Below are 25,713 nucleotides of genomic sequence, written 5' to 3' on the forward strand. Positions count from 1 at the left end.
CCCCGTCCGCGTCGTCATGCGTCCACGGTCCGTTCGTTCCTCGCCCGTCGGCGCAGGACGCGCTCCAGCGGTCCGTAGGCGGCCCCGAGCAGGATGAGGGCGCAGCCGGCGACGATCGCGTAGCCGAGGGGTGCGAGGGGTCCGGGTCGGGAGATGCCGCCGGGGAGTGCGGCGAAGCCCGCGGGGCGTTCCACCATGCCGGTCGAGGGCCAGGCGATGGCGTCGACCCTGGCGGTGACCGTGGAGCGCGGGACGGAGCCCTGGCCGGCGTCCTCGAGGTGGACGCGCGAGTCGAGGGAGTTGTGCCGCTCGTCGCCGAGGAGGAAGAGGCCGTCCTCGGGGACGGTGGCCGAGAACGCCCGGGAGGAGGCGGGCGCGCCGGGCCGCAGATACGGTTCCTCGACGGGTTTCCCGTTGACGGTCAGCCGTCCGTCGGTGTCGCAGCAGGCGATTTCGTCACCGCCGGTGCCGACGACCCGCTTGATCATCGGACCGGTGCTCCAGAGCGGATCGTCGAAGACGACGATGTCACCGCGACGCACCTCGCTGCCGTCGACGCGCTGTGCGAGGACGCGGTCCCCCACGTTCACGGTGGGGGTCATCGAGTCGGTGGGAACGGTGTAGGGGGCGTAGAGCACCGCGCTCCACACGAAGCCGCCGAGGAAGAGCACACAGCCGACGGCCACGGCGAGCCCCGACAGTGTCCTGCCGAGGCGGCCGTGGCCGGTGCCTGTCCGTGTGGTGCCGCCCATCCCAGATACTCCCCACCGCAGAGGCCGGTTCGTCGTTCTGGGACGGCACCCTACCCGCGGGTCGCTACTCGGCGGTATGCCGGGAGACGAGCCGCTTGCGTCGCCACAGGACGAGCGGGACGGCTCCGGCGAGGCCGGCCGCGCCCGGGGCGACGGTCAGCGCCTGGCTCAGTCCGGGCTGGTCGAAGGTGGCGGGCACCGGGAGGGTCGCCCAGCGGGTGACCGGCCAGGCCACGACGACCGCGCGTCCGACGACCTGGTCGTTGGAGACGGTGCCGTTGCCGGGGAGTTCCTGGTGGAAACGGGAGTCCAGCGAGTTCTGGCGGTTGTCACCCATCACCCAGATGCTGTTCTCGGGGATGGTGATCGGTCCGAACGGGCGGTCGCCGCAGGGGGTGGAGCCGGGGTAGATGTAGGAGGTCTCATCGAGCGGCTTGCCGTTGAGGATCACCTTGCCGCCCTCCTTGCAGGAGACCGTGTCGCCGCCGACCGCGATGACCCGCTTGATGAGGTCCTTCTCCTCGGCGGACGGCATCAGGCCGATGAAGCTGAGGAACTTCTGCACGACGTTCGGCTCGGGGGTGGGTTCGCCGCCGACCAGCCAGCCGCCGGGGTCGTGGAAGACGACGACCTCGCCGCGTTCCGGCTCGGAGCCGAACCAGGGGGTGAGCTTGTCGACGAGGACCCGGTCCCCGCGCTGCAGGGTGTTCATCATCGATTCGGAGGGAATCGAGAACGCCTGCACGAGGAAGGTCTTGATCAGCAGGGCCAGCACCAGGGCGATGCCGATGAGGAGGGGCAGCTCCTTCCAGAAGGAACGGGGCTTCTTCGTTCCGCCGCCCGGCTCGCCGGTCCCGTCGTGGGCGGGTGTGCCGTCGGCGTCCGAGGGGTCACCGTCCGGCCGGCCCGCGGATTCATCCGTCATGGCGACCGACGACTCGGCGAGCCGCTCGGGTCCCTTCTCGGGCTCGTGTCCGGATCGTGCCCCGACGGCCACATCCCCCACATCCACTCCTCAGTTCGCGCGATCGCCTGACCCAGTACAGGGACAGGCCCACCACTCCCATAACGAGCGGGAGTTCCGCAGGGGTCGGGAGCCAGGGCAATCCGTTCAGATTCCGCGAGGACAGACTATGCGACACACCGATCGCGGACGAAGATCCTGAACGTGCGTCCGGTACGGCGGCGAAGGTGTCGCGTTGTTCCAGGCGGCTCCAGTGACCGAACGGCCAGGCGATCACGACGGCTCTTCCCACGACCTCCTCCTCGGAAATCGTCCCCTGGTCCTTCTCGTCGAGGTGGAAACGCGAGTCGGCCGAGTTGGCCCGGTGGTCCCCCATGACGAAGATCCGTCCGGGCGGCACCTTCACCTCGAACCTGATCTTCGAGGGCTCGTTCCCCGGGTGCAGATAGGGTTCGTCCAACGGTACGCCGTTGACGGTGAGCCGGCCGTCCTGGTCGCAGCAGGCGACGGTGTCACCGCCGACCGCGACGACCCGCTTGATCAGGTCCTGTTCGTCGGCCGAGGGCAGCAGACCGATGAAGGTCAGCGCCTGTTTCGCCTGCTTGATCCCGACGGGGTCGTCGGCCGTTGACGCCGCGTCGTCCTGCAGCCAGTTCCCCGGGTCCTTGAAGACGACGACGTCGCCGCGCCGCGGCTTCGACCCGAACCAGGGCGTCAGCTTGTCGACCAGGACCCGGTCGTCGATCCGGATGGTCTGCTCCATCGAGCCCGAGGGGATCACGAACGCCTGGACCAGAAAGGTCTTCAGGACGAGGGCGATCAGGACGGCGACCACGGCCAGCAGCGGGATCTCCTTGACGGCGGAACGCCGCCGCCGGCGCTTGACCTTGCGGGCGAGGCGGCGCCGTTCCGCCCGGCCGGGCAGGGCCTGGCTGTCGACGGCGCTGCGCGAGCCGGTGGGCAGCCGGGTGTCGGCGCGGCTGCCGTGTGGCTTTCCCCGGTTACCCATGACCGCCTGCCGAGGGGGCGGGTACGGCGTCGAAGGCGGCGGTCTCCGGGAGGACGGACCAGCGGCCGAAGGGCCAGCCGATCCAGTCGGCACGGCCGATCACCCGGTCGACGGGCACCATGCCGCCGCCCGGCTGACCGAGGTGGTCTCGGGAGTCGCTCGACTGACTGCGGTGGTCACCCATCACCCACAGGGTGCCCTGGGGGACGACGATGTCGAAAGGGACCGAGGACGGTGCGTCACCCAGGTGGACGTACCGCTCCTCGACGGGGACCCCGTCGACGGTGATCCGACCGTCCCCGTCGCAGCAGACCACCCGGTCACCGCCGACGCCCACGACCCGCTTCACGAAGTCGGTCTCATCCGGTTCGGCGAGGCCGAGGGCGGCGGCGGCACCGTGCAGCAGACCGGTGACGGGGTTCTGCCGGGGGGCTTCCCGGACGAAGGAGCCGGTGCCGTCGAAGACGACGACGTCGCCGCGCTCGGGCGTGCTGCCGAAACGGTACGCCAGCTTGTTCACGAGAATCCGGTCGCCGACCTGGAGGGTCGGTTCCATCGAGCCGCTCGGGATCAGGAACGGCTGGAGCACGAAATGGCTCAGCAGGAGGAGGAAGACCACGCAGGCCCCGCCGACCAGGCCCGTGCTCCGCCAGGACAGACGACCCGCCCGCATGGGCTCCGTCACGGCCGTCACGCCGGGCTCCTCGGTCCCGCCCGGCCCCTCGCCCTCCGGTGCGGGCTCGCCCCCGGCACCGGTCTCCGCTCCGTACGAGGGCGTCGGCGCGGTGCGCCCCCCGCTCGCGGAATCGGCCGCGGACCGGGACATACGCACGGAGCGCGACCGCTCCTCCCTCTCGGAGGAGCGGTCGCGCTCCGTGTGCTGTGCTTCGGTGTCCATCGAGGGCAGAGCCTATCCGTCCACCCTGTAAGTTCTTCGTCCGAAGCACCGCGCGGTCGGTGAGCCGGGGGCTCAGCGGTCGCGCTTCTCCTTGATCTTGGCGGCCTTGCCGCGCAGCTCACGCAGGTAGTAGAGCTTGGCGCGACGGACGTCACCGCGGGTCACGAGCTCGATCTTCTCGAAGATCGGGCTGTTGACCGGGAAGGTGCGCTCGACGCCGACGGAGAACGAGACCTTGCGGACCGTGAAGGTCTCGCTGACGCCCGAGCCCTGGCGGCGGATGACCACGCCCTTGAACTGCTGGATACGGGAGCGGTTGCCCTCGATGACGCGGACGTGCACGTTGACCGTGTCGCCGGGACGGAAGGCGGGGAGGTCGGTGCGGAGCGAAGCCGCGTTGACCGAGTCGAGCAGGGAGGCCATGGTGGTCTCTTTCCTCGCTGATGCCACAGGTCATCAGCGGAACGTACGGAAGTGGATGGTGCGCCGGTCGAGCCGGGCGGGCGTCGTTCCCCCTGTGGCAGGGGCGCACGCAGGACAAACGGCAGCGGCCTATTCTTCCACGCCGTCGGGCCTGCGCCAAAATCGGCCGGCCGGTTCCGGGGCCCACCCCATCAGGGACAGGATCTCGCGGTCCTTCTTGTCGAAGGCCGCGGGGTCGGAACGCTCGATCAGGTCCGGGCGGTGGGCCGCCGTACGCCGTAGGGCCTCGTCCCGCCGCCAGCGCGCGATCTTCCCGTGGTGCCCGCTGAGCAGCACCTCGGGGATGGCGCGACCTCGCCACTCGGGAGGCTTGGTGTAGACCGGACCCTCCAGGAGGTCGGCCATGGCGCCCGGGGCGAAGGAGTCGTCGCGGTGCGACTCGGCGTTGCCGAGGACGCCGGGCAGCAGCCGGGCCACTGCCTCCGTGACGACGAGGACGGCGGCCTCCCCTCCGGCCAGGACGTAGTCCCCGATGGACACCTCGTACACCGGGACCCGGGTGGCGTACTCGTCCATCACGCGGCGGTCGATGCCCTCGTAGCGGGCGGGCGTGAAGATCAGCCAGGGTCGTTCGGAGAGCTCGACCGCGAGCTCCTGTGTGAAGGGGCGTCCGCTGGGGGTGGGCACCACGACGACAGGGCCCCGGGCGCCCGCCTCGTAGCCGTCCGCGACGACCTGGTCGAGCGCGTCACCCCAGGGGGCGGTTTTCATGACCATGCCCGGTCCGCCGCCGTACGGGGTGTCGTCGACCGTGTGGTGCCGGTCGTACGTCCACTCCCGCAGATCGTGGACGTGGACGTCCAGCCGGCCCCGCGCGCGCGCCTTGCCGACGAGGGACACGTCGAGCGGTTCCAGGTACTCGGGGAAGATCGTGACGACATCGAGGCGCATCAGGAGGCGTCCTCCGCGCCGGAGCGCGTGCCGGCGTCCGGGGCGTCCCCGGCGTCGACTCCGTCCGCCCGCGCGTCCTCGGTCTCGGCGTCGCGGGCGGACGCGATCTCGGCGCGGTCGTCGATGAGGCCGGGAGGCGGGTCGATGACGGCCCGCTGCCGCTCCAGGTCGATCTCGGTGACGATCTCCTCGACGAAGGGGATCATCAGCTCCGTGCCGTCGGGCCGCTCGACGATGAACAGGTCCTGGGACGGCAGGTGGGAGATCTCGGTGATCCGGCCGACCTCGGTCCCGTCGCCGAGTACGACGTCCAGGTCCATGAGCTGGTGGTCGTAGTACTCGTCCTCCCCCTCAGGTGCCTCGTCCGGGTCGACGTCGGCGATGAGGAGGGTGTTGCGCAGGGCCTCGGCCGCGTTGCGGTCCCGGACGCCCTGGAAGCGAAGCAGCAGACGGCCGCTGTGTACGCGGCCGGTCTCGATGGTCAGCGGTCCGACACCGACCGGGTCGGTGGCGAGGACCGCGCCGGGGCCGAGCCGGAGTTCGGGCTCGTCCGTACGCACCTCGACGGTGACTTCGCCCTTGATGCCGTGGGCGCGGCCGATCCGCGCGACAACGAGCTGCACGAGTTGTTTCTCTCCTGTCGGGGGACGACGACGGGCCGGGGCGGGCTCGAAAGCCCTCCCCGGCCCGTGCCGGCGAATTCAGTGAATACCGCCGACTTCTCTCAGCGAACCTGGTCCACGTCGACGAGGTCGACGCGGATGCCACGGCCGCCGATGGCGCCCACGACGGTTCGCAGTGCACGCGCGGTGCGGCCGTTGCGGCCGATCACCTTGCCGAGGTCGTCGGGGTGGACCCGAACCTCCAGCACACGCCCGCGGCGCAGGTCACGCGAGGCGACCTGCACATCGTCGGGGTTGTCGACGATGCCCTTCACGAGGTGCTCGAGAGCCTCCTCGAGCATGATCAGGCCTCGGTCGACTCGGTGGACGCGGCCTCGGCCTCGTCCGCCTTCTTGTCGGCCTTCTTCGCCTTCGGGGTGATGGCCTCACCCTTGGCGTCGTCACCCTCGAGGGTCTTGGCGAACGCGTCGAAGGAGGCGCGCTTGTCCTCCTTCGTCTCCGGCTGGAGCAGCGGCGCCGGGGCCGGCAGGCCCTTGTGCTTCTGCCAGTCGCCGGTGAGCTTCAGGATGGCGAGGACCGGCTCGGTCGGCTGGGCGCCGACGGAGAGCCAGTACTGCGCGCGATCCGAGTCGACCTCGATCTTGGAGGGGTTGTACGTCGGGTGGTACAGACCGATCTCCTCGATCGCGCGACCATCGCGGCGGGTGCGCGAGTCGGCGACGACGATGCGGTAGTGCGGCTGGCGAATCTTGCCGAGGCGCTTGAGCTTGATCTTGACTGCCACTGGAGTGGTGTCTCCTGGTCTTGACGTGGTGGGGCACATGAGATGCCACGTGGGGTTGCGGTACTCGGGTGCCCGATGGACGCGTCAGCCGGAGGAGAGAGGGGTCCTATGCGACTGTCGAGTACAGCTAGCCATTGTGCCACACGCCCGTGGCACCCCGGGACCGGGGACGGCCGGGGCACCACAGGCCCCGCGGCCGTCCTCGCGTGCCGGAACGGGTCCGCGGACCGGGCCCCGGGCCGACCGGGCCGTCAGTTCGCCGCGCCCACCGTCTCGGGGATGCGGAAGGGTTTTCCGCATCCGCCGCAGACGATCGGGGCCTGGGCGAGGACCGACGGGACCACACGGACGTTGCGCCCGCAGTCGCAGACGGCCTTGACCCGGACGCCTCCACCGGAGGAGCCGTGGCGGGCGGCGGGGCCGCGGAAGGAGCGCTTGGTGTCGGCGGCCGTGGCGACCGTGTGCGCCTTGAGGGCACGCTGCAGTCGCTCGATCGTGGGACGGTAGCGTCGCCTCGCCTCGGCGTTGAGCGTGACCAGGGAGAAGCCACTGCTGGCGTGGGGCTCGTCGGAATGTTCCAGGCCCATCTCCTCGGCGATCGCGAGGAATCTGCGGTTGTGATAGCGGCCGGCGCGGGAGGTGTCACGGACTCCTCTGGCGGCGGCGAGGCCGTGGACTGCCTCGTGGAGCAGTCGTTCGAAGGAGAGCTCGGCGCCACAGGCGGACGAGGACTCACCGATCAGGGACTCGGGCGCGGCAAGGTCGGGCAACTCGGGGTGGTACCGCTGAATGTCGGCCCACGCCTGTGCCAGCTCTGCGGCGAGAACAGGGGGTGTCGTGCTCACGTCGGGTACAACGAGCCGGAACGCTCCCGGGTTCCATTCCGGGGCATCCCAAATAATTTGCACGTACCCGTCAGTTGCCGTTGATGCGTCCTGACGCGGGCCAGTGCGCTGATCTGCGGAGGAGTCACGCAGGCCGACGCAAGCCGGTGGGTAGCGCCGCATACGCCCCGGCGCGCGTCCGGACGCGCGCCGGGGCTCACTGACGCCGGGCCCCGCTGGTCCGGACCCGGCCGCCGAAGGCTGCGTGGCAGGGACAGTACCGGGCTTCACGCCTCCGACGCACGGTGCCCCGGGGCAACCCGGCCGGAATCGGCCGGCCGGGCGCGGGGCCCGCTCCCCCGCGGCCCCGGCGCCCGGCGAAGTGGTGCGGTCCCACCACTGGACGTGGGGACGGATGCGCAGTTCCCTGACATACGGGGGGATGCGGCGCACATCCACGGGGGCCAGCACGGGGGCCGTCCACCAGGCACTGATTGGGGCGCATTCCATGACACCTACGCTCGTCCCGCACCACCCCGCGCGTGACTGGGCCGAGATCCAGGAACGCATGCTCGTCCCGCTCTACGAGGCGGTGTACGACCGTCTCGGCGTGGGCGTCCGGTCCCGGGTCCTGGGCCTCGGCTGCGGTTCGGGGCTCGCCCTGCTGATGGCCGCCGCGCGGGGCGCGCGGGTCACCGGCGTGGACCGTGATCACGCGCGCGTCGAGCTGGCGCGGGAGCGGCTGCCGGAGGGTGCGGGGCACACGGTCGTCGAAGGCGGACCGCTGGACGCCGCGGTCTCCTCGGGTGCTCCGTACGACGTGATCACGGCCTTCCACGGCGCGGCCCTGCTCGGGCCGGACCTGGCGGCCGTCACCCGGTCGGCCCAGCCGGGCACGGCGGTCGTGGTGGCGGACTGGGGGCCGCCCGAGCGGTGTGCGACGTCGGCCGTCCTGAGGGTGGCCGCACGGCTGACCGGCTGGAGCCCGTCCCCCCGCGACGGTCTGGAGGACGTCGTGGCCCGCGCGGGGCTGCGGCCGGACGGTTCGGGCCGGGTGGCGTGCCCGTTCGGCTACGCGGACACGGACAGCGCGGTGCGGGGCCTGCTGTCGACGGGTGACTTCGACGCGGCGATCCACGCCACGGACCCGTCCCAGGTCGAGAAGGAGATCCGGGAGGCGCTGGACGCCCATGTGCGACCGGACGGAACGGTCTGGATGCCGAACGTCTTCCGCTACCTGATCGCCCGCGCCTGACTCCCCTGGCCGCGGCCGGGCGTGCCCGCGCACCGGGCCGGGTGCACGCGACCGGGCGCGCCGGTGTGTGCGATCGGGGGTGCGCGGCGCCGGGCGCGGGCGGCGGGGCGCTCGCCCGCCGCCCCGGGCCGGTCCGGGCGTCGGGTGCCTCGGAGCCTGTCAGGTGTCCTTGACCAGCCGGGTGATGCCGGCCGCCCGGTAGGCCCCGTCCTCCTCCAGGGTCTCGTTCTCCAGGAGGGCCGCGGCCAAGGCGTCGAGCTGCTCACGGTGGTCGCGCAGCAGGCCGACGGCGTTGTCGTAACACTCGTCGACGATCCGCCGCATCTCGTGCTGGACGGCGTCGAGGGTGGCGGGCGCCGCCGACAGGCCGTACGTCCGCCGGGCGTCGCCGGGGACGGCGGTGAGTCTGCCGACGCGCTCGCTCATGCCCCAGCGGTCCACCATGCCGCGGGCGATGTTGGTGACCTGTTCCAGGTCGCTCTCGGCGCCGGTCGTGATCGCGTCGACGACGACGCGTTCCGCCGCCATCCCGCCGAGTGCTCCGATGATCCGGCCGCGCAGGTATTCCTCGGTGTACGCGTACTTGTCGGCGTCCGACCGCGAGGAGGGCCGCCTCGTTGGCGAGGTTGGCGAGTTCGGCGCCGGTTATCCCGGGGGTCGTGCGGGCGACCTGGCCGAGGTCGACGTCCCGGGCGAGCGGGATCTCCCGGGTGTGGATCCGGAGGATGGCCTCGCGGCCCGCGCGGTCGGGCGGGCCGACGTGTACGACGCGGTCGAAGCGGCCGGGCCGGGTCGGGGCGGGGCCGAGGACGTCGGAACGGTTGGTGGCGGCGAGGACGACGACGCCTTCGGAGCCGCTGAAGCCGTCCATCTCGGTGAGGATCCGCTCGCGTTCGTCGTGTCCGCCCATCCCGGCGCCGGCGCCGCGGGTGCGGCCGATGGTGTCGGTCTCGTCGATGAAGACGATGGCGGGGGCGAACTTGCGGGCCTCGGCGAAGAGCTCGCGTACCCGTGAGGCGCCGACGCCGACGATCATCTCGATGAACTCGGAGGCCGAGGCGGAGAAGAAGGGCACGCCCGCTTCGCCCGCAACGGCCCGCGCGAGCAGGGTCTTCCCGGTGCCGGGCGGGTCGGCGAGCAGGACGCCGCGGGGCGTCTTGGCACCCATCGCGCGATAGGCGCCGGGGTTCCTGGGGAGGTCGACGACGTCGTTGAGCTCGCCTTCGACCTCGTCGATGCCGGCGACGTCTTCGAAGGTGGTGCGCTTGTCGCCCGTCTCCGGCTCCACGGGTCTGGGTGGTGGCTTGCGGCCCAGGAGGCCGCCCGCCCCGCCCACACCCGCGCGCGTCCGGCGGGCGATGACCAGCCCGAGCACGACGAGCAGCAGCATCGGTGCGAGGGAGATCAGCAGATTGGCGAGGAAGCTGCGCTCCGCGACCGGGGGATGCGCCCGGGTGGAGGGGCGCGGCCCGGACGGACGGGATGGGCCCGGGGGTGCGGGATGGGCCGGGGGGTGCGGGATGGGCCCGGGCCGACGGGCAGGGGCCCGGGCGGCCCGCGCCGGAGGGCCGCCGGTGCGCGGCGATCCGGTCCGGGCACCGTCCCGGGCCCCTTCCGGGGCCGGGTGCGTTCAGCCCATGAACTTCTTGAACTCGTCCGGGAGCTCGAAGTCCTTCGCGTCCTGGCCTCCGGCCGGCAGTCCGAACGCGCCGCCGGCCTGGGCCTGCTCACGGCGTGCCGCGGCGGCCTGCTCCTCGGCCTTGCGCTTCATGGGGTTACCGCTCTTGCGCTTGCCCTTGGCCTGCTTGACCTGCTTCTTCTGCCGGCCGGGGCCGCCACCCATGCCGGGCATGCCGGGCATGCCCGGCATGCCGCCGCCCTGGGCCATGCGGGACATCATCTTGCGGGCCTCGAAGAACCGCTCGACCAGCCCCTTGACCGCGCTGACCTCGCTGCCTGAGCCCTTGGCGATACGGGCCCGGCGGGAGCCGTTGATGATCGTCGGGTCCTGGCGCTCCGCCGGGGTCATCGACTTGATGATGGCGGCCGTGCGGTCGACGTCGCGCTCGTCGATGTTGTTGATCTGCTCCTTCATCTGCCCCATGCCGGGAAGCATCCCGAGCAGCTTGCTGATGGAGCCCATCTTGCGGACCTGTTCCATCTGGGCGAGGAAGTCGTCGAGCGTGAACTCCTGGCCCTTCTTGGATGCCAGCTTGGAGGCCATCTTGGCGGCCTCTTCCTGGCTGAAGGTCTGCTCGGCCTTCTCGATGAGGGAGAGCATGTCGCCCATGCCGAGGATGCGGGACGCCATGCGGTCCGGGTGGAACGCGTCGAACTCGTCCAGCTTCTCGCCGTTGGAGGCGAACATGATCTGGCGGCCGGTGACGTGCGCGATGGAGAGCGCGGCACCACCGCGGGCGTCGCCGTCGAGCTTGGAGAGCACGACGCCGTCGAAGCCCACACCGTCCCGGAACGCCTCGGCGGTGTTGACCGCGTCCTGACCGATCATGGCGTCGACGACGAAGAGGACCTCGTCGGGGCTGACCGCGTCGCGGATGTCCGCGGCCTGCCGCATCAGCTCCTGGTCGATGCCGAGACGGCCGGCGGTGTCGACGACGACCACGTCGTACTGCTTGGTCCGCGCGTGCTCGATGGAGTCCTTGGCGACCTGAACCGGGTCGCCGACGCCGTTTCCGGGCTGCGGGGCGTAGACGGCCACGCCGGCGCGGTCGGCGACGACGCTCAGCTGGTTGACGGCGTTGGGGCGCTGGAGGTCGCAGGCGACGAGGAGCGGGGAGTGCCCCTGGCTCTTGAGCCAGAGCCCGAGCTTTCCGGCGAGGGTGGTCTTGCCCGCGCCCTGGAGACCGGCGAGCATGATCACGGTCGGGGCGGTCTTCGCGAACCGCAGGCGGCGGGTCTCGCCGCCGAGGATGCCGATGAGCTCCTCGTTGACGATCTTGACGACCTGCTGGGCGGGGTTCAGCGCCTGGGAGACCTCGGCGCCGGTCGCGCGCTCCTTGACCTGCTTGATGAACGCCCGGACGACGGGGAGGGCGACGTCGGCCTCGAGGAGGGCGATACGGATCTCGCGCGCGGTGGCGTCGATGTCCGCCTCGGACAGGCGCCCCTTGCCGCGGAGGTTCTTGAAGGTCGCTGCAAGGCGGTCGGAGAGGGTATCGAACACGGCGGTCGCGGATCCTCGGTGTCGGGGGCGGGCGGACGGATTGCCCTCCAGGGTATCGGTTGCGGCGAGGGATCAGGGGCGGGGATTCCTCACCCGGGGCCGACGGGCGCCCGCCGCCGGGCGCGGCGGGGCCGGGCGGACGCCGGACGGCGCCCCCTCCCGGCGCGGACAGCTCTCAGAGCCTGTCGGGTGACCTTCGATCGACAGGCGGGCGCGGTCCGGTGCGTGCGATCCCAAGGCGTCGGGACGCCGCGGTAGCGGAGCTACCAGGGCGTCCCGGCAACGCCGACAGCGCGCGTGCCAGGGCGTGACCGCCCGGCCAGAGGCCGTCCGACAGGCTCTCAGCTCAGCCGCGGAGCGCGGCCTCCAGGCTTCTGGCGACCTCGGCGGCCTCCGTGGCCGTGAGCGGGGCGCCCGACCCGTCCGTCACGTAGAAGGCGTCGACCGCGTTCGCCCCCAGGGTGGAGACGTGCGCGCTGCGGACCCGGACGGCCGCGGAGTCCAGGGCGCGGCCGATGCGGTGCAGGAGGCCGGGGGCGTCCTGGGCGCGGACCTCGATGACCGTGGCGAGGCGGGAGTCTCCGGACGCGACCGTGACGCGCGGCGGCGGTGCCTGGACACCTCGGCGGCGTGGGTAGGCGGCCTCACGTTCGGCGAGGCGGGCGGGGATGTCCAGGGTGCCGTCGAGCGCGCGGACCAGGTCGGCGCGCAGCCGGGCGGCCTGGGGCAGGGAGCCGTACTCGGCGGCGACCCGCCAGCTCAGGACCAGTACGGCGCTCGCGCCGAGCTCGGTGGGTGGTTCGATGGCGCGCAGGTCCATGGCGCGGACGGTCAGGCGGTGGAGGGCGAGGACGCCGGCCGCGGCGGGCAGCACGCCGCTTCGGTCGGGGAGGGCGATGTGGAGTTCGACGCCGACGGGTTCCGGTTCGTCGCCGGGGTGCTCGGGTTCGGCGTGCAGGGCGAGGACGGGTTCGCCGGTGCGTAGGGCCTCGACCGCGAGTCGTTCCTGCTCGGCGCTCGGCGCGGCCTGTTCCGGATCGGCCGCGGGTTCGCCCGCGAGGACGCCGGCGACGCGTTTGACCAGGTCGGCGACGAGTGAGGCGCGCCAGGTGGACCAGGCGGCGGGGCCGGTGGCCAGGGCGTCGGCCTCGGTCAGGGCGTGCAGCAGTTCGAGGGCGCCCGGGGTGCCGACGGCCGTGGCGACGGCCTGGACGGTCGCGGGGTCTTCGAGGTCGCGCCGGGTGGCGGTCTCGACGAGCAGCAGGTGGTGGCGGACGACCGTGGCGATGACGCCGACGTCGGCGCGGTCGAAGCCGATACGGGTGGCGACGTCGCGGGCGATGGTCTCGCCGGCCACGGAGTGGTCGCCGGGCCAGCCCTTGCCGATGTCGTGGAGGAGCGCGGCGACGAGCAGCAGGTCGGGGCGTCCGACGCGGCGGGTGAGCGAGGAGGCGCGGACGGCGGTCTCCACGAGGTGCCGGTCGACGGTCCAGGTATGGACGGGGTTGCGCTGGGGGCGGCAGCGGACGCGCTCCCAGTCGGGCAGCAGGCGGGTGACGAGGCCCTCGGCTTCCAGGGCCTCCCAGACGGGTACGGTCGCCTCTCCCGCGCCGAGCAGGGTGACGAGTTCCTCGCGGGCCTCGGCGGGCCAGGGCACGGGGAGCGGGGCGGCGGTGGCGAGGCGGCGTACGGCGTGCAGGGAGATCGGCAGTCCGGACTGGGCGGCGGCCGCCGCGGCCCGGAGCGGGAGGACGGCGTCGCGTTCGGGGCGGGCGGTGCGGGCGAGGACCACCTCGCCGTCCATCTCGACGACGCCCTCGGCGAGCGGGGTGCGTGCGACGGGCTGTTTCGCGCCGCCGGTCCGGCCGCCGAGGAGGGAGCGGAGCCGGGGGCGGCGGGAGCGTGCCTTGAGGACGCGGTTGACCTCGCGCCAGGTGACGTCGGTGGCGTACGAGATGACACGGGCGGCTTCGTACACCTCGCGCAGCAGGGTGTCGGCGTCGAGCAGGCCGAGTTCCCGGGCGACGGCGTCCTGTTCCTGGAGGGCGAGCCGGTCGGTGGCGCGGCCGGTGGCCAGGTGGAGGGCGTCGCGGGCGTCGAGCAGGCGGCGGCGGGCGGCGTCGAGTCCTTCCCGGGGGGCGTCGGCGAGCCAGGAGGCGGCGACGGCGCGCAGGACCTGGGCGTCGCGCAGTCCGCCGCGGGCCTCCTTGAGGTCGGGTTCGAGGAGGAACTGGAGCTCGCCCATGCGTTCGGCCCGCTCGCGGCAGAGGGCGTCGAGTTCGGGGAGCCGTCCGGGAGCCTGGTTGCGCCAGTCGGCGAGGACGGTGGTGCGCAGCGCGGTGACGAGTCCGAGGTCACCGGCGATGTGCCGGGCGTCGAGCAGGCCGAGCTGGACCTTGAGGTCCTCCCCGGCCGTTCTGCGGGCCTCGGCGGGGGTGCGCACGGAGTGGTCGAGGGCGAGGCCGAGGTCCCAGACCGGATACCAGATGCGGTCGGCGAGGGCGGCGAGGGTGCCGGCGTCGGTCGTGCCGTCGTGGAGCAGGACCAGGTCGAGGTCGCTGCGTGGGGAGAGTTCGCCGCGTCCGTAGCCGCCGACGGCGACGAGCGCCACCCCTCGTGGTGGTCGGGCGGCGGCGAACAGTCCGTTCAGCCAGTCGTCGGTCAGGCGGGCCAGGGCGGCACGGCGCGGCGGCCCGGACTGCGTCTTCTCGCTGAGAAGGCGCAGCCGGGCCGCCGCGTAGCCGCTGGGTCCCGAGTCTTCCGCTTGCGTACTCACTTCGAGGCTCGTCACCCAGCAGCTCCCTGGTTCGCGTGCTTACAGTGCGTCCGGACCGCGTTCGCCGGTGCGGACGCGTACGGCCGTCTCGACGGGCACGCTCCACACCTTGCCGTCACCGATCTTGCCGGTTCGGGCGGCCTTGACCACGACATCGATGAGCTGTTCGGCGTCCTCGTCCTCGACGAGGACCTCGATGCGGATCTTGGGGACGAGGTCGACGGTGTACTCGGCGCCGCGGTAGACCTCGGTGTGCCCGCGCTGCCGGCCGTAGCCGCTGGCCTCGGTGACCGTGAGGCCCTGGACCCCGAATGCCTGGAGGGCTTCCTTGATCTCGTCCAGCCGGTGGGGCTTCACGACGGCGGTGATGAGCTTCATGCGTCCACCTTCTTGGTCTCGGGGGCGGCGGGGGCGGTGGCGGTGGTGGAGCGCGAGGCGGCGCCGCCGCCTGCTCCGCTGAAGTCGTACGCGGTCTCGGCGTGCTCGACCTGGTCGATGCCGGAGATCTCGTCGTCCTCGCTGACCCGCATGCCCATCGTCTTGTCGATGAGGAGCGCGAGGATCGCGGAGGCGATCAGAGAGTACGCGAGGACCCCGAAGACTCCGACGGCCTGCTTGCCGAGCTGGTCGAGGCCGCCGCCGTAGAAGAGGCCCTTGGCGTCGGACTGGACGCCGCCGGTGGCGAAGAAGCCGACGAGGAGAGAACCGACGATTCCGCCGACGAGGTGGACGCCGACGACGTCGAGGGAGTCGTCGTAGCCGAACTTGTACTTCAGGCCGACGGCCATGGCGCACAGGAGACCGGCGACGGCGCCGATGGCGATGGCGCCGAGGGGGGAGCAGGAACCGCCGGAGGGGGTGATGGCGACGAGGCCGGCGACGGCGCCGGAGGCGGCGCCGAGGGTGGTGAAGGAGCCGTGGCGGATCTTCTCGTAGATCAGCCAGGCGAGCATCGCGGCGGCGGTGGCGACCTGGGTGTTGACGAACATCACCGCGCCGACGCCGTCGTCGTTGCCGAGCCAGGAGCCGGCGTTGAAGCCGAACCAGCCGAACCACAGCAGGCCGGCGCCGAGCATGACCAGCGGGAGGCTGTGCGGGCGCATCGGGTCCTTCTTGAAGCCGACGCGCTTGCCGATGACGAGGATCACGCCGAGCGCCGCGGCGCCCGCGTTGATGTGGACGGCGGTGCCGCCGGCGAAGTCGATGACGCCCATCTCGAAGAGCCAGCCGCCGGAGCCCCACACCCAGTGCGCGACCGGGAAGTAGACGACGGTGACCCAGAGGGTGATGAAGAGGGCCCAGGCGGTGAACTTCACCCGGTCGGCGAGGGCGCCGCTGATGAGGGCGGGGGTGATGATCGCGAACATCAGCTGGAAGACGGCGAAGACGAACACCGGGATGGTGTAGCCGTCCCAGACTTCGGAGACGCCGATGCCGCTGAGGCCGACGTATTCGGAGGACCAGCCGACGACCGATCCGAGGTCGGTGCCGAAGGCCATGCTGAAGCCGTAGAGCACCCACAGGATCGTGACGATCCCGAGGCTGATGAAGCTCATCATCAGCATGTTGAGGGTGGACTTGACCCGGACCATTCCTCCGTAGAAGAAGGCCAGGGCCGGGGTCATCAGCATGACCAGGGCGGAGCAGATGAGCATGAACCCGGTGTTCGCGGCAGACAGCTCGGGGGCGTCTGCGGCCAGGGTCGTGATGGCTGAGGCCATCGGCGTCTCCTCGTCGTCGGTACGGCCGGTGCGGGGGGCGGGCCGGAGGGCGGCTTGGCCGTGAGGGGTGGCCGGTTATGGCCCAGAGGTTGGCGCAGCGCCGTTTCCGCCGATGCCGCTCGATGTTTCCGGGCGGTGACGAAGGGGTGGGGAGTGTTACGCCGCTGTGAACCCCTGGGTCACGGGGATGTAACGGCGGTACCGTTCGTGGCCGGCGACCGGGGACGTGGACCGGCCGCGACAGTCGTCCCTGTGTCCTTGCGGCGGGGGAGCCGAGTCGGGCAGTACGGGAGGGCTGTCGCGGCCGGGGTTCCGGGGGTGCGCCGGGGGCGCGGTGGGGGTCAGACGGCCTCGGCGGCCTCGGGGAGCAGCGCGGTGAGCCGGTCGGTGAGCTGGACGACCTCGGTGACGTGGCCGTAGTCGCGGGCGGCGGTGTCGACGGTCTTGCGCAGGCGGGTGTTGACCCGTTCGGAGCGGACGCTCCGGGCGACGCCGAGGGCCTTCTCGGCGAGGAGTGCGGACTGTTCGGGTTCGCGCTTGAGCAGGTGCACGGTGGCCATGCCGATGAGGTTCAGTGCGTACGAACGCTGGTGCTCGGTGTCCTTCTCGAAGAGGGCGACGGCCCGCTCCATGACGGGCTCGGCGAGGGAGGCGTAGGTCGGGGAGCGGCCGGCGACGTAGGCGAGGTCGCGGTACGAGTGCGAGTTCTCGCCGTTGAGTTCGGCCTCGGAGAAGAAGCGGATCCAGTCGGGCTCGGGTTCGCCGTCGAGGCCGATGTCGGCGAAGGTGTCCTCGGCCATCCGGACGGCTCGCTTGCACTTGCCGGGCTGGCCCATGTTGGCGTAGGCGCGGGCCTCCATCGCATACAGCATCGCCTGGGTGCGTGCGGTCGCGCAGTCGCGACTGCCGTACTGGGCGAGGTGGACGAGTTCGAGGGCGTCGTCGGGCCGGCCGAGGTGGATCATCTGGCGGCTCATCGAGGACAGGATGTACGAGCCGAGGGGCTTGTCCCCGGCTTCCTTGGCGGCGTGCAGGGCGAGGACGAAGTACTTCTGCGCGGTGGGTTGGAGGCCCACGTCGTAGCTCATCCAGCCGGCGAGTTCGGCGAGTTCGGCGGCGCAGGCGAAGAGGCGCTTGGCGGTGGCGGTGGGCTGCGGCTCGTGGAGGAGGTCGGTGACCTCGTGGAGCTGGCCGACGACCGCCTTGCGGCGCAGTCCGCCGCCGCACTGGGCGTCCCACTGGCGGAACATCGCGGTGGTGGATTCGAGGAGGTCGAGTTCGCCCGGGGAGAGGCGGTGGGGGCGGCGGGTGTCGGTGGCCGGTTCGGGCCGGTCGGCCTCGGTGGCCGGGGTGGGGACGAGCCAGCGCTGCATGGGCTCGATGAGGGAGGGGCCGGCGGCGAGCGAGAGGGCGGAGCCGAGGAAGCCGCGGCGGGCGAGCATGAGGTCGCTGCGCGAGAACTCGCTGAGCAGGGTGACGGTCTGGGGCCCGGCCCAGGGCAGGTCGACGCCGGAGACGGAGGGCGACTGGTGGGCGGCGCGCAGTCCGAGGTCCTCGACGGCGACGACGGAGCCGAACCGCTCCGAGAACAGTTCGGAGAGGATGCGCGGGATGGGCTCGCGGGGCTGTTCGCCGTCGAGCCAGCGCCGCACCCGGGAGGTGTCGGTGCTGATGTGGTGCGCGCCCATCTGGCGCGCTCTGCGGTTCACCTGGCGCGCCAGTTCGCCCTTGGACCAGCCGCTGCGCACGAACCACGAGCTCAGCTGCTCGTTCGGGCGCTTGCCGGCAGTCGTACCGTCTGCGCCGTTGCCGCCCACAGGATTGCCCCCATCCACATCGATGCCCTTGCTGCGCGAACCCCTATCAGAATGCCGCGAGTTGCGGCGTCCGTCCGGAGCTTGTACTCCTTCGAACGGGAAATCGGGTTGCCTCCGGCATACCCGCGCGCGCATCGACCCGAGGGCTCGTGTACCGAAAGTAATCCTACGATCACCTCTCCCGCGAGGGCGATTCAAGAATCGCCACCATTCGCCACCCCTTCGAATGAACTCACCTGAGACTGAACGCGATTCACTTGACATGCGACGAACCAGGGGTCGGCGGAGCGGTGCGCGTGGAGGCGCGTGTCGCGGTCCACACCACCCCTCCCGCGACGGTGCGCCACCGTTGGACACAGAGCGTGACGGGGGGACTCCCGGTCGTAACCACCGGCGCGTCCGACCCGTTGGAGGGGGCATGGGCTTCACGATCGGCGGCATTCGTGAGATGAGGTCCGGCGCACGACGCCGCGTCCGCAGCACGGAGTGCACGGCAGTGGCGGAGTACACCGGACTGTGGGGCTGGGACGTGCTCCCGGGTGCGAGGGCCGTTTCCGGCCAGTGCTCCTGCGGGCGTTCCGCCTGTATGGCACCGGGGGCGCATCCGCTCCCGTTCGCCGAGGCGGTGCCGGCGGGCGCGGGCCTCGGCGAGGCGACGCGGGCCTGGTCGCGGTATCCGGGAGCGGCGATCCTGCTGCCGCTGGGGCGCGCCTTCGACGTGATCGAGGTGGCGGAGCCGGCCGGGCGGCGCGCCCTGGTCCGGCTGGAGCGGATGGGGCTCCCGCTGGGTCCGGTCTGCGCGACGCCGACGGGGCGGGCGCAGTTCTTCGTGGCGCCCGGAGCGGCCGCGGAGCTCCCGCGGCTGCTGTACCGGATGGGCTGGGATGATGCCGGCCTGGACCTCGAGTGCCTGGGGGCGGGCGCCCACATCACGGCCCCGCCCTCGGACCTGGGCGGCCTCGGCCCCGTCCGCTGGCTGCGCCCGCCGACGCTGGACACGGCCGGGGCGCCGCCACAGGCGCGACTGCTGCTCGGCACGCTCGCCTACGTCTGCCACCGCAGCCCCTCCTGACCCGGCGGCGGGCCCGGCATGACGGAGGCCCCGCCGCCGGGCGGGGCCTCCGTCATGACCGGAGCGTTCGTCGCGACCCGGGGGTTCCGGGTGTCCGGAGCGGTCGTCTCCGGTGGATGTACGGGTCTCCGGCGGGGCGTCAGTCGCCGATGAGGGCGTCGACGAAGGCGCCCGGTTCGAACGGCGCCAGGTCGTCCGGGCCCTCGCCCAGTCCGACCAGCTTGACCGGGACCCCCAGCTCGCGCTGGACGGCGACGACGATGCCACCCTTGGCGGTGCCGTCGAGCTTGGTCAGGACGATGCCGGTGATGTCGACGACCTCGGCGAAGACACGGGCCTGGATGAGACCGTTCTGACCGGTGGTGGCGTCGAGCACGAGAAGGATCTCGTCGAGCGGGCCGTGCTTCTCCACGACGCGCTTGACCTTGCCCAGCTCGTCCATCAGGCCGGTCTTGGTATGCAGCCGGCCGGCGGTGTCGATGAGGACCACGTCGGCGCCCTCGGCGACGCCCTCCTTGACCGCGTCGAAGGCGATGGAGGCAGGGTCGCCGCCTTCCGGGCCGCGCACGGTCCGCGCACCGACCCGCTCACCCCAGGTCTGGAGCTGGTCGGCGGCGGCGGCGCGGAAGGTGTCCGCGGCGCCGAGCACGACCGAGCGGCCGTCGGCGACCAGGACACGGGCGAGCTTTCCGGTGGTGGTGGTCTTGCCGGTGCCGTTGACGCCGACGACCATGACGACGCCCGGGGTGTCCGCGCCGCTCTCGGTCTTCACCGCACGGTCGTGGTCGCCGAGCAGGACGAGCAGCTCCTCGCGGAGCAGGTTCTTGAGTTCCTCGGGGGTGCGGGTGCCGAGGACCTTGACGCGCTCGCGCAGGCGTTCGACGAGCTCCTGGGTGGGGGCGACGCCGACGTCGGCGGTGAGGAGCGTCTCCTCGATCTCCTCCCAGGTGTCCTCGTCGAGGTGCTCACGGGAGAGCAGCGTGAGCAGCCCCTTGCCCAGCGAGTTCTGGGAGCGGGCGAGCTTGGCCCGCAGGCGTACGAGACGACCCGCGGTCGGTTCGGGGACCTCGAGGGCGGGGACGGCCGGCTCGGCGACGACCGGTGGCTCCTCGACGGTGGCGGAGTCCTCGGCGGCCGGGAGCCCGACCTCTTCGACGGTGCGGCGTGGTTCTTCCCGCGGTGCCTCCGCCTCGTCGCCGACATGCGGTTCGGCGGGCGGAGCGGTGATGGTCGGCGTGGTGGACGGACCGGCCGGCGGCAGCTTCTTCTTGCGACCGCTGATCACGAGCCCGCTGGTCACGGCGACCGCGACGACCAGAGCGATGACTACAGCAAGGATGAGTTCCATAACCCGACCAGTATCGGACACGAAGGCGCCGGAGGTCCGCACTCCCCGCCCGGCCCCGCCGCACGCCCACCGGGGGCCCCGCCGGTGGGTACCGGCCCCGGGCCGGGGTCCGCGAGGCCGTTTCCATCTGATGTAGCGTCAGATATGGTCCCTTGGCCGGCCTGTCCCGCCCGCGGAGGGGGTCCCCCATGCCGTTCACGGTCGTACGGTTCAACCTCGCCGACCCCCGGGGGACCCCGGAGTCCCTCTCGGAGCGCTATCGCGCGGCGCTCGCGATGGCCGCGTACGCCGACACGCACGGGATCGACACGGTGCAGACCGAGGAGCACCACGGGGTGGCCGACAACTGGCTGCCCTCGCCCTTCGCCTTCGCCGGCGCGGTCTTCGGGGCGACCCGCCGGATCGCGGTCACCGTCTCGGCGGCCATCGGGCCGCTGCACGATCCGCTGCGGCTCGCCGAGGAGATCGCGGTCCTCGACCTGCTCAGCGCGGGCCGCCTGGTGACGGTCGCGGGAATCGGCTACCGGCCGGAGGAGTACGCGGAGCGCGGCATCGACTGGAGCCGGCGCGGCGAACTCCAGGACCTGCTCCTGGAGACGCTGCTGCGGGCGTGGTCCGGCGAGCCCTTCACCTACCGGGGCCGCACGGTGCGGGTCACCCCCCGGCCCCTCACCAGGCCGCATCCCCCGCTGCTGGTGGGCGGCTCCTCCCGGGCGGCGGCGCGGCGGGCGGCCCGGCTGGGGCTGCCGTTCTTCCCGAGCGCCCATCTGCCGGAGCTGGCGGCGTACTACCGGCAGCGGTGCGCGGAGTACGGCACCGACGGCTGGACCCTGATGCCCGCGGAGGAGACACCGCTGCTGCACGTGTCGCGGGACCCGGACCGCTGCTGGGCGCTGTACGGGGAGCACCTCCTCCACGAAGCGCGCACCTACGCCTCGTGGCAGTCGAAGGACATCCGCTCTGCGGTGCGCTCGAGGGCGACGACGACGGAGGAACTGCGCGCCGAGGGCGTCTACCGGATCGTCACTCCGGACGAGTGCGTCGCGCTGGGGCCGCGGAGTCCGGTGCTGCATCCACTGTGCGGCGGGATGCCGGTGGAGGAGGCGTGGCGGAGCCTGCGACTGTTCGGCGAGGAGGTACTGCCCCGGCTCGGGGCGTAGGGCCGCGAGCCGGGTCCGTACTCACACCGAGGAGAGGGGCAGCGGGGTTCAGCACATCTCCTCCAACGCCTCGCCCTTCGACTCCTTGACGTACCGCAGCACGAAGGGGATCGAGAGCACGGCGAAGACCGTGTAGATGACGTAGGTGCCGGAGAGGTTCCAGTCGGCGAGGGACGGGAAGCTCGCGGTGACGGCCCAGCCGGCGATCCACCGGCTTCATCCCCCATGAGGTAACGGGGCGTCCCTTCCAGTGGGACACGACGAAACGACTGCCGGCCTACCCCTCACTGGAGGCCCATCGGGGGATTGGATATTCAAGCCTTGAATGTGATGGTGCTCGAGGGACCGTCAGCGCAGCCGCTGGCTGATCACCTTCGACACCCCGTCGCCCTGCATGGAGACGCCGTACAGCGCGTCCGCGACCTCCATGGTCCGCTTCTGGTGCGTGATCACGAGTAGCTGCGAGGACTCCTGGAGCTCCCGCATGATCCGGATCAGCCGCTGGAGGTTGGTGTCGTCGAGCGCCGCCTCCACCTCGTCCATGACGTAGAACGGGCTGGGGCGGGCCTTGAAGATGGAGACGAGGATGGCCACGGCGGTCAGCGAGCGTTCGCCGCCGGAGAGCAGTGAGAGCCGCTTGACCTTCTTGCCGGGCGGGCGGGCCTCCACCTCGACTCCCGTGGTGAGCATGTCGTCGGGGTCGGTCAGGACCAGCCGCCCCTCACCGCCCGGGAAGAGCCGCGAGAAGACCCCCTCGAACTCCCGTGCCGTGTCCCGGAACGCCTCGGTGAAGACCTGCTCGACCCGGATGTCGACCTCCTTCACGACCTGGAGGAGGTCCGCCCGGGTCTTCTTCAGGTCCTCCAGCTGCTCGGAGAGGAACTGGTGGCGCTCCTCCAGGGCGGCGAACTCCTCCAGCGCCAGCGGATTGACCTTGCCGAGCCGCTGGTACGCCCGCTCCGCGGCCCTGAGTCGCTTCTCCTGCTCCGTTCGGAGGAACGGGCGGGGCTGGTTGCGCGGATGTCCGGGGTCCTCGGGAAGCTCCTCCCCCTCGGCCGGCGGAGACGGCGGCACCGGCTGGTGGGGGCCGTACTCGGAGACCAGCCCGGCCGGTTCGACGCCGAGCTCCTCCAGCGCCTTCGTCTCCAGCTGCTCGATCCGCATCCGCTTCTCGGCGCCGAGGACCTCGCCGCGGTGCACGGAGTCGGTGAGCTTGTCGAGTTCGGCCTTGAGCGCGCGTCCCCGGTTCCGGGCCGTGGTCAGCTCCTGCTCGCGGGCCCTTCCGGCGGCGTCGGCCAGCGCGCGTTCCCGCTCGGCGCGGACCAGCGAGACCTCGATGTGGGCGAGCAGCCGGCGCGCGCCGGCGGCGACGGCCCCCGCCACCTCGGCCTCGTGGCGCAGCCGGGCGCGGCGCCGCGCGGCCCGCGCGCGTGCCTCGCGTTCGGCGCGGGCCGACCGGTCGAGGGAGTCCGCGCGGCCCGCGAGGCCCTTGACCCGTTCCTCGTGGGTGCGCAGCTGGAGGCGGGCCTCCATCTCGGTCTGCCGGGCGTTGGCGCCGTCGGCCGCGAGCCGCTCGCGGACGGAGGTGTCGGGCTCCTCCTCGGCGGGGGCCTCCTCCGCGACGAGCAGCCGCTCGGCGAGTTCCTCGGCCTCGGAGCCCGCCCGCTCCAGGGCCTCCTCGGCGCGGGCGGTCGCCGCGGCGGTCCGCTCGGCCTCCCCGGCGGCACCCCGGGCCTGCCCGGCGAGCCGTCCGAGCCGCTGCGCCACGGCGGACTTCTCGCGGTCGGCGGCACGGCGGAGTTCGGCCAGTTCCTCGACGAGCGCGGCGGCTGCGGCCCGGCGCCCGGTGGCTTCCTCCTGGGCGGCGGCCAGTTCCTCGCAGCGCACGGCGAGCCGCTCCAGCTCGGCGGCGGCCTCGTCGACCGATGCCCGCACTTCGAGGAGGCTGGGCGCCCCGGCCGAGCCTCCCTGGGCGAAGTGCGCGCCGAGCAGGTCGCCTTCGGCGGTGACGGCGGTGAGGTGCGGGAAGTGACGGACGAGCTCCTCGGCCTCCTCCAGCGTGCCCACCACGACGATCCCGTCCAGGAGTCGGCGGACGGCCCGCATGATCTCCTCGGGCCCGCTCACGAAGGCGACGGCGGGCCGGGCCTCCGCTCCGGGGCCGGGGACCCCGTCGACCGGGTCGTGCCCCGCGCCCCGCGACGCCCCGTCGACCGGGTCGCGGTCGGCGGGTCCGGCACCCTCCGGGGGGCGGTACGGCTCCGGGGAACCGGCCGTCAGGAGGGCGGCACGGCCCGCGTCCTGCTTGCGCAGCAGTCGCAGGGCGTCGGCCGCCGCCGCCGGGCCTGACACGGCGACCGCGTCGGCCGCCGCGCCCAGCGCGGCGGCGAGCGGAATCTCGTGACCGGGTGTGACGGCGAGGAGTTCGGCGGCCGGTCCGAGGAGGCCGTTCAGTGTGTCGCGGGCGCCGAGCAGCGCGCCGGTGCCGTCCTTGCGGCGGAGCCCCAGCGCCAGCGCGTCGTGTCGGGCCCGGGTCGCGGCCCGGCTGCGCTCCGCGTCGGTGGCCGCCTCGCGGGCCTCCGTCAGCGCGGACTCCGCCGCGGCCAGGTCACGGCGGGCGGCCTCGTACCGCTCGCCCCGCTCACTGTCGTCCGCGTCGAGACCGTCGACCTCGGCCTTGAGCTGTTCGTACTCCTCCTGGGCGAGGGCCGCCCGGTCCCGCGCCTCGTCACGCGCGGCGGCCAGCCGGTCGATCTCGGCCTGTGCGGAGGCGGCCCGCGAGCGAGCGGCGTTGACCTGTCCGTGCAGCCTCGCGAGACCCTCGCGCCGGTCGGCGATGGCGCGGGCCGCGTCTTTGAGGCGCCGCTCCTCCGCCGCGAGTTCGCGCTCCAGTTCGGCGCGGTGGGCGACGGTGTCCTCCCGTGCGCGCTCGGCGGCCTCCAGGGCCGCTTCCAACTCGGCCTCCTGCTCCCGGATGCGCGCCGCCTCTCGCTCCATGTCCTCCGGGTCGCGGCCCCGCCGCTCCTCGGGGGGCTGCGCGGTGGCGCTCTTCACTCGCGCGTCGGCGAGCGAGACGGTGCCGCGCACCCGCTCGGCGAGCTGGGAGAGTTCGTACCAGGTCTGCTGGGCGCGCTGAAGGCGTGGGGCGAGCCGGCGGACCTCGTCCTCCAGGCCGGTCTCCGCGGCGAGCGCGGCCCGCAGTTCCGCCTCCGTGCCCTCCTTGCGTGCGAGCAGGGCGGCCTCGTCGGCGACCTCGGTCCGCAGCGCCTCCTGAAGGCGTACGAGGTCGTCGGAGAGCAGGCGAAGCCGCGCGTCGCGCAGATCGGCCTGGATGACGGCGGCTCGGCGGGCGACCGCCGCCTGGCGCCCCAGTGGTTTGAGCTGTCGGCGCAGTTCGTCCGTCAGGTCCTGCACACGGGCGAGGTTGACCTGCATCGCGTCGAGCTTCCGAAGCGCCTTCTCCTTGCGCTTGCGGTGCTTGAGTACACCGGCGGCCTCCTCGATGAAGGCACGGCGGCCCATCGGGTCGGCGTGCAGCACGGAGTCGAGCCGGCCCTGGCCGACGATGACGTGCATCTCGCGGCCGATCCCGGAGTCGGAGAGCAGGTCCTGGATGTCGAGCAGCCGGCAGGTGTCACCGTTGATCTGGTACTCGCTGCTGCCGCCCCGGAACATGATCCGGGTGAGGGTGACCTCCGCGTAGTCGATGGGCAGGGCGCCGTCGGAGTTGTCGATGGTCAACGAGACCTCGGCACGGCCGAGCGGAGGCCGCCCGGTCGTGCCGGCGAAGATGACGTCCTCCATCTTGCCGCCGCGCAGCGACTTGGCACCCTGTTCGCCCATGACCCAGGACAGCGCGTCCACCACGTTGGACTTGCCCGATCCGTTCGGCCCCACGACGCAGGTGATTCCCGGTTCGAACCGCAGCGTGGTGGCGGAGGCGAACGACTTGAAGCCACGGAGGGTGAGGGCCTTGAGGTGCACGCCCCCGGACTCTACCGGGGACCGTGCGTTTCACCGGTGAGGGCGCAGGGCACATCCTCCCTCAAGAAAGGGGTGTCACCTGGGGGGACGCGGGTCGGCGAAGAAAGAAGGGACGCCGGAGCGCCCCTTGCATGTCTGGCTGTGCCGGCGAGAGTGATTCTCACCTGG

20 protein-coding genes and 2 pseudogenes are annotated in these 25,713 nt (G+C 72.3%); 3 read left to right on the top strand and 19 right to left on the bottom strand.

From position 1 onward, the window contains the following. Positions 1 to 14 precede the first annotated feature (14 nt). The 10 genes from lepB (OG393_RS07835) to OG393_RS07880 form a co-directional block, all read right to left on the bottom strand. Positions 15 to 752: a signal peptidase I gene (lepB, locus tag OG393_RS07835; RefSeq protein WP_327373911.1), complete on the bottom strand. Its 738-nt coding sequence runs from the start codon at positions 750 to 752 to the stop codon at positions 15 to 17. Positions 753 to 816: 64 nt separating this feature from the next. Beyond that, entirely contained in the window at positions 817 to 1,677 is an 861-nt protein-coding gene (gene lepB, locus OG393_RS07840; RefSeq protein WP_327373912.1) for a signal peptidase I, read from the bottom strand. Then, complete coding sequence (gene lepB / locus OG393_RS07845; protein ID WP_327373913.1) at positions 1,667 to 2,725, bottom strand: signal peptidase I; 1,059 nt, start codon at positions 2,723 to 2,725, stop codon at positions 1,667 to 1,669. The genes lepB (OG393_RS07840) and lepB (OG393_RS07845) overlap by 11 nt, the downstream gene beginning before the upstream one ends. Beyond that, complete coding sequence (gene lepB, locus OG393_RS07850) at positions 2,718 to 3,623, bottom strand: signal peptidase I (protein ID WP_327373914.1); 906 nt, start codon at positions 3,621 to 3,623, stop codon at positions 2,718 to 2,720. The genes lepB (OG393_RS07845) and lepB (OG393_RS07850) overlap by 8 nt, the downstream gene beginning before the upstream one ends. Before the next feature lie 72 nt (positions 3,624 to 3,695). Further along, positions 3,696 to 4,046 carry a 50S ribosomal protein L19 gene (gene rplS, locus OG393_RS07855; RefSeq protein ID WP_147979877.1) on the bottom strand — a complete coding sequence of 117 codons (351 nt, stop codon included), beginning with the start codon at positions 4,044 to 4,046 and terminating at the stop codon, positions 3,696 to 3,698. Positions 4,047 to 4,175: 129 nt separating this feature from the next. Further along, entirely contained in the window at positions 4,176 to 4,997 is an 822-nt protein-coding gene (trmD, locus tag OG393_RS07860) for a tRNA (guanosine(37)-N1)-methyltransferase TrmD (RefSeq protein ID WP_327373915.1), read from the bottom strand. Beyond that, positions 4,997 to 5,620, bottom strand: a complete 624-nt coding sequence (rimM, locus tag OG393_RS07865) for a ribosome maturation factor RimM (protein ID WP_327373916.1) — start codon at positions 5,618 to 5,620, stop codon at positions 4,997 to 4,999. Before rimM ends, trmD begins: the two co-directional genes overlap by 1 nt. Positions 5,621 to 5,721: 101 nt before the next feature. Beyond that, complete coding sequence (locus OG393_RS07870; RefSeq protein ID WP_014153811.1) at positions 5,722 to 5,961, bottom strand: RNA-binding protein; 240 nt, start codon at positions 5,959 to 5,961, stop codon at positions 5,722 to 5,724. A gap of 2 nt (positions 5,962 to 5,963) precedes the next feature. Then, a complete protein-coding gene (gene rpsP / locus OG393_RS07875) occupies positions 5,964 to 6,404 on the bottom strand; it encodes a 30S ribosomal protein S16 (RefSeq protein ID WP_327373917.1) in 441 nt (146 codons plus the stop codon). Between the two features lie 251 nt (positions 6,405 to 6,655). Further along, entirely contained in the window at positions 6,656 to 7,249 is a 594-nt protein-coding gene (locus tag OG393_RS07880; RefSeq protein WP_327373919.1) for a hypothetical protein, read from the bottom strand. A gap of 487 nt (positions 7,250 to 7,736) precedes the next feature. On the opposite strand from OG393_RS07880, the gene OG393_RS07885 reads away from it, so the two are divergent. Beyond that, on the top strand, positions 7,737 to 8,483 hold the full coding sequence (locus OG393_RS07885) for a class I SAM-dependent methyltransferase (protein ID WP_327373920.1): 747 nt from the start codon (positions 7,737 to 7,739) through the stop codon (positions 8,481 to 8,483). Between the two features lie 159 nt (positions 8,484 to 8,642). Here the strand turns inward: OG393_RS07885 and OG393_RS07890 are convergent. From OG393_RS07890 to nsdA, 6 genes and pseudogenes are all read right to left on the bottom strand, one after another. Continuing rightward, positions 8,643 to 9,933: pseudogene (locus OG393_RS07890) on the bottom strand (AAA family ATPase); the annotation flags it as partial. 180 nt (positions 9,934 to 10,113) lie between these two features. Further along, entirely contained in the window at positions 10,114 to 11,667 is a 1,554-nt protein-coding gene (gene ffh, locus OG393_RS07895) for a signal recognition particle protein (protein WP_327373921.1), read from the bottom strand. Between the two features lie 346 nt (positions 11,668 to 12,013). After that, positions 12,014 to 14,458, bottom strand: a complete 2,445-nt coding sequence (locus OG393_RS07900; protein ID WP_327373922.1) for a [protein-PII] uridylyltransferase — start codon at positions 14,456 to 14,458, stop codon at positions 12,014 to 12,016. Positions 14,459 to 14,482: 24 nt separating this feature from the next. Further along, complete coding sequence (locus tag OG393_RS07905; protein WP_069170469.1) at positions 14,483 to 14,821, bottom strand: P-II family nitrogen regulator; 339 nt, start codon at positions 14,819 to 14,821, stop codon at positions 14,483 to 14,485. Continuing rightward, complete coding sequence (locus OG393_RS07910; protein WP_327373923.1) at positions 14,818 to 16,164, bottom strand: ammonium transporter; 1,347 nt, start codon at positions 16,162 to 16,164, stop codon at positions 14,818 to 14,820. The genes OG393_RS07905 and OG393_RS07910 overlap by 4 nt, the downstream gene beginning before the upstream one ends. Before the next feature lie 341 nt (positions 16,165 to 16,505). Further along, on the bottom strand, positions 16,506 to 17,981 hold the full coding sequence (gene nsdA, locus OG393_RS07915; protein ID WP_327373924.1) for a transcriptional repressor NsdA: 1,476 nt from the start codon (positions 17,979 to 17,981) through the stop codon (positions 16,506 to 16,508). A gap of 418 nt (positions 17,982 to 18,399) precedes the next feature. Between nsdA and OG393_RS07920 the strand changes: the two genes are divergently transcribed. Continuing rightward, a complete protein-coding gene (locus tag OG393_RS07920) occupies positions 18,400 to 19,053 on the top strand; it encodes a bifunctional DNA primase/polymerase (protein WP_327373925.1) in 654 nt (217 codons plus the stop codon). Between the two features lie 139 nt (positions 19,054 to 19,192). Here the strand turns inward: OG393_RS07920 and ftsY are convergent, their stop codons facing one another. Then, positions 19,193 to 20,401 (bottom strand): signal recognition particle-docking protein FtsY, encoded by a 1,209-nt coding sequence (ftsY, locus tag OG393_RS07925; RefSeq protein WP_327373926.1) that lies wholly within the window; start codon positions 20,399 to 20,401, stop codon positions 19,193 to 19,195. Positions 20,402 to 20,589: 188 nt separating this feature from the next. Here ftsY and OG393_RS07930 point away from each other — a divergent pair, with 188 nt between their 5' ends. Then, positions 20,590 to 21,561, top strand: coding sequence for an LLM class flavin-dependent oxidoreductase (locus tag OG393_RS07930; RefSeq protein ID WP_327373927.1), 972 nt, complete (start codon positions 20,590 to 20,592; stop codon positions 21,559 to 21,561). Between the two features lie 48 nt (positions 21,562 to 21,609). On the opposite strand, the pseudogene OG393_RS07935 reads toward OG393_RS07930, so the two are convergent. Further along, positions 21,610 to 21,777, bottom strand: a pseudogene (locus tag OG393_RS07935) (MFS transporter); the annotation flags it as partial. 132 nt (positions 21,778 to 21,909) lie between these two features. Continuing rightward, the gene (smc, locus tag OG393_RS07940; RefSeq protein ID WP_327373928.1) at positions 21,910 to 25,545 is read right to left on the bottom strand and encodes a chromosome segregation protein SMC; all 3,636 of its coding nucleotides are present in this window, start codon (positions 25,543 to 25,545) and stop codon (positions 21,910 to 21,912) included. Positions 25,546 to 25,713: the final 168 nt, after the last annotated feature.

This window comes from Streptomyces sp. NBC_01216 (genome assembly GCF_035994945.1).
GTDB lineage: Bacteria > Actinomycetota > Actinomycetes > Streptomycetales > Streptomycetaceae > Streptomyces.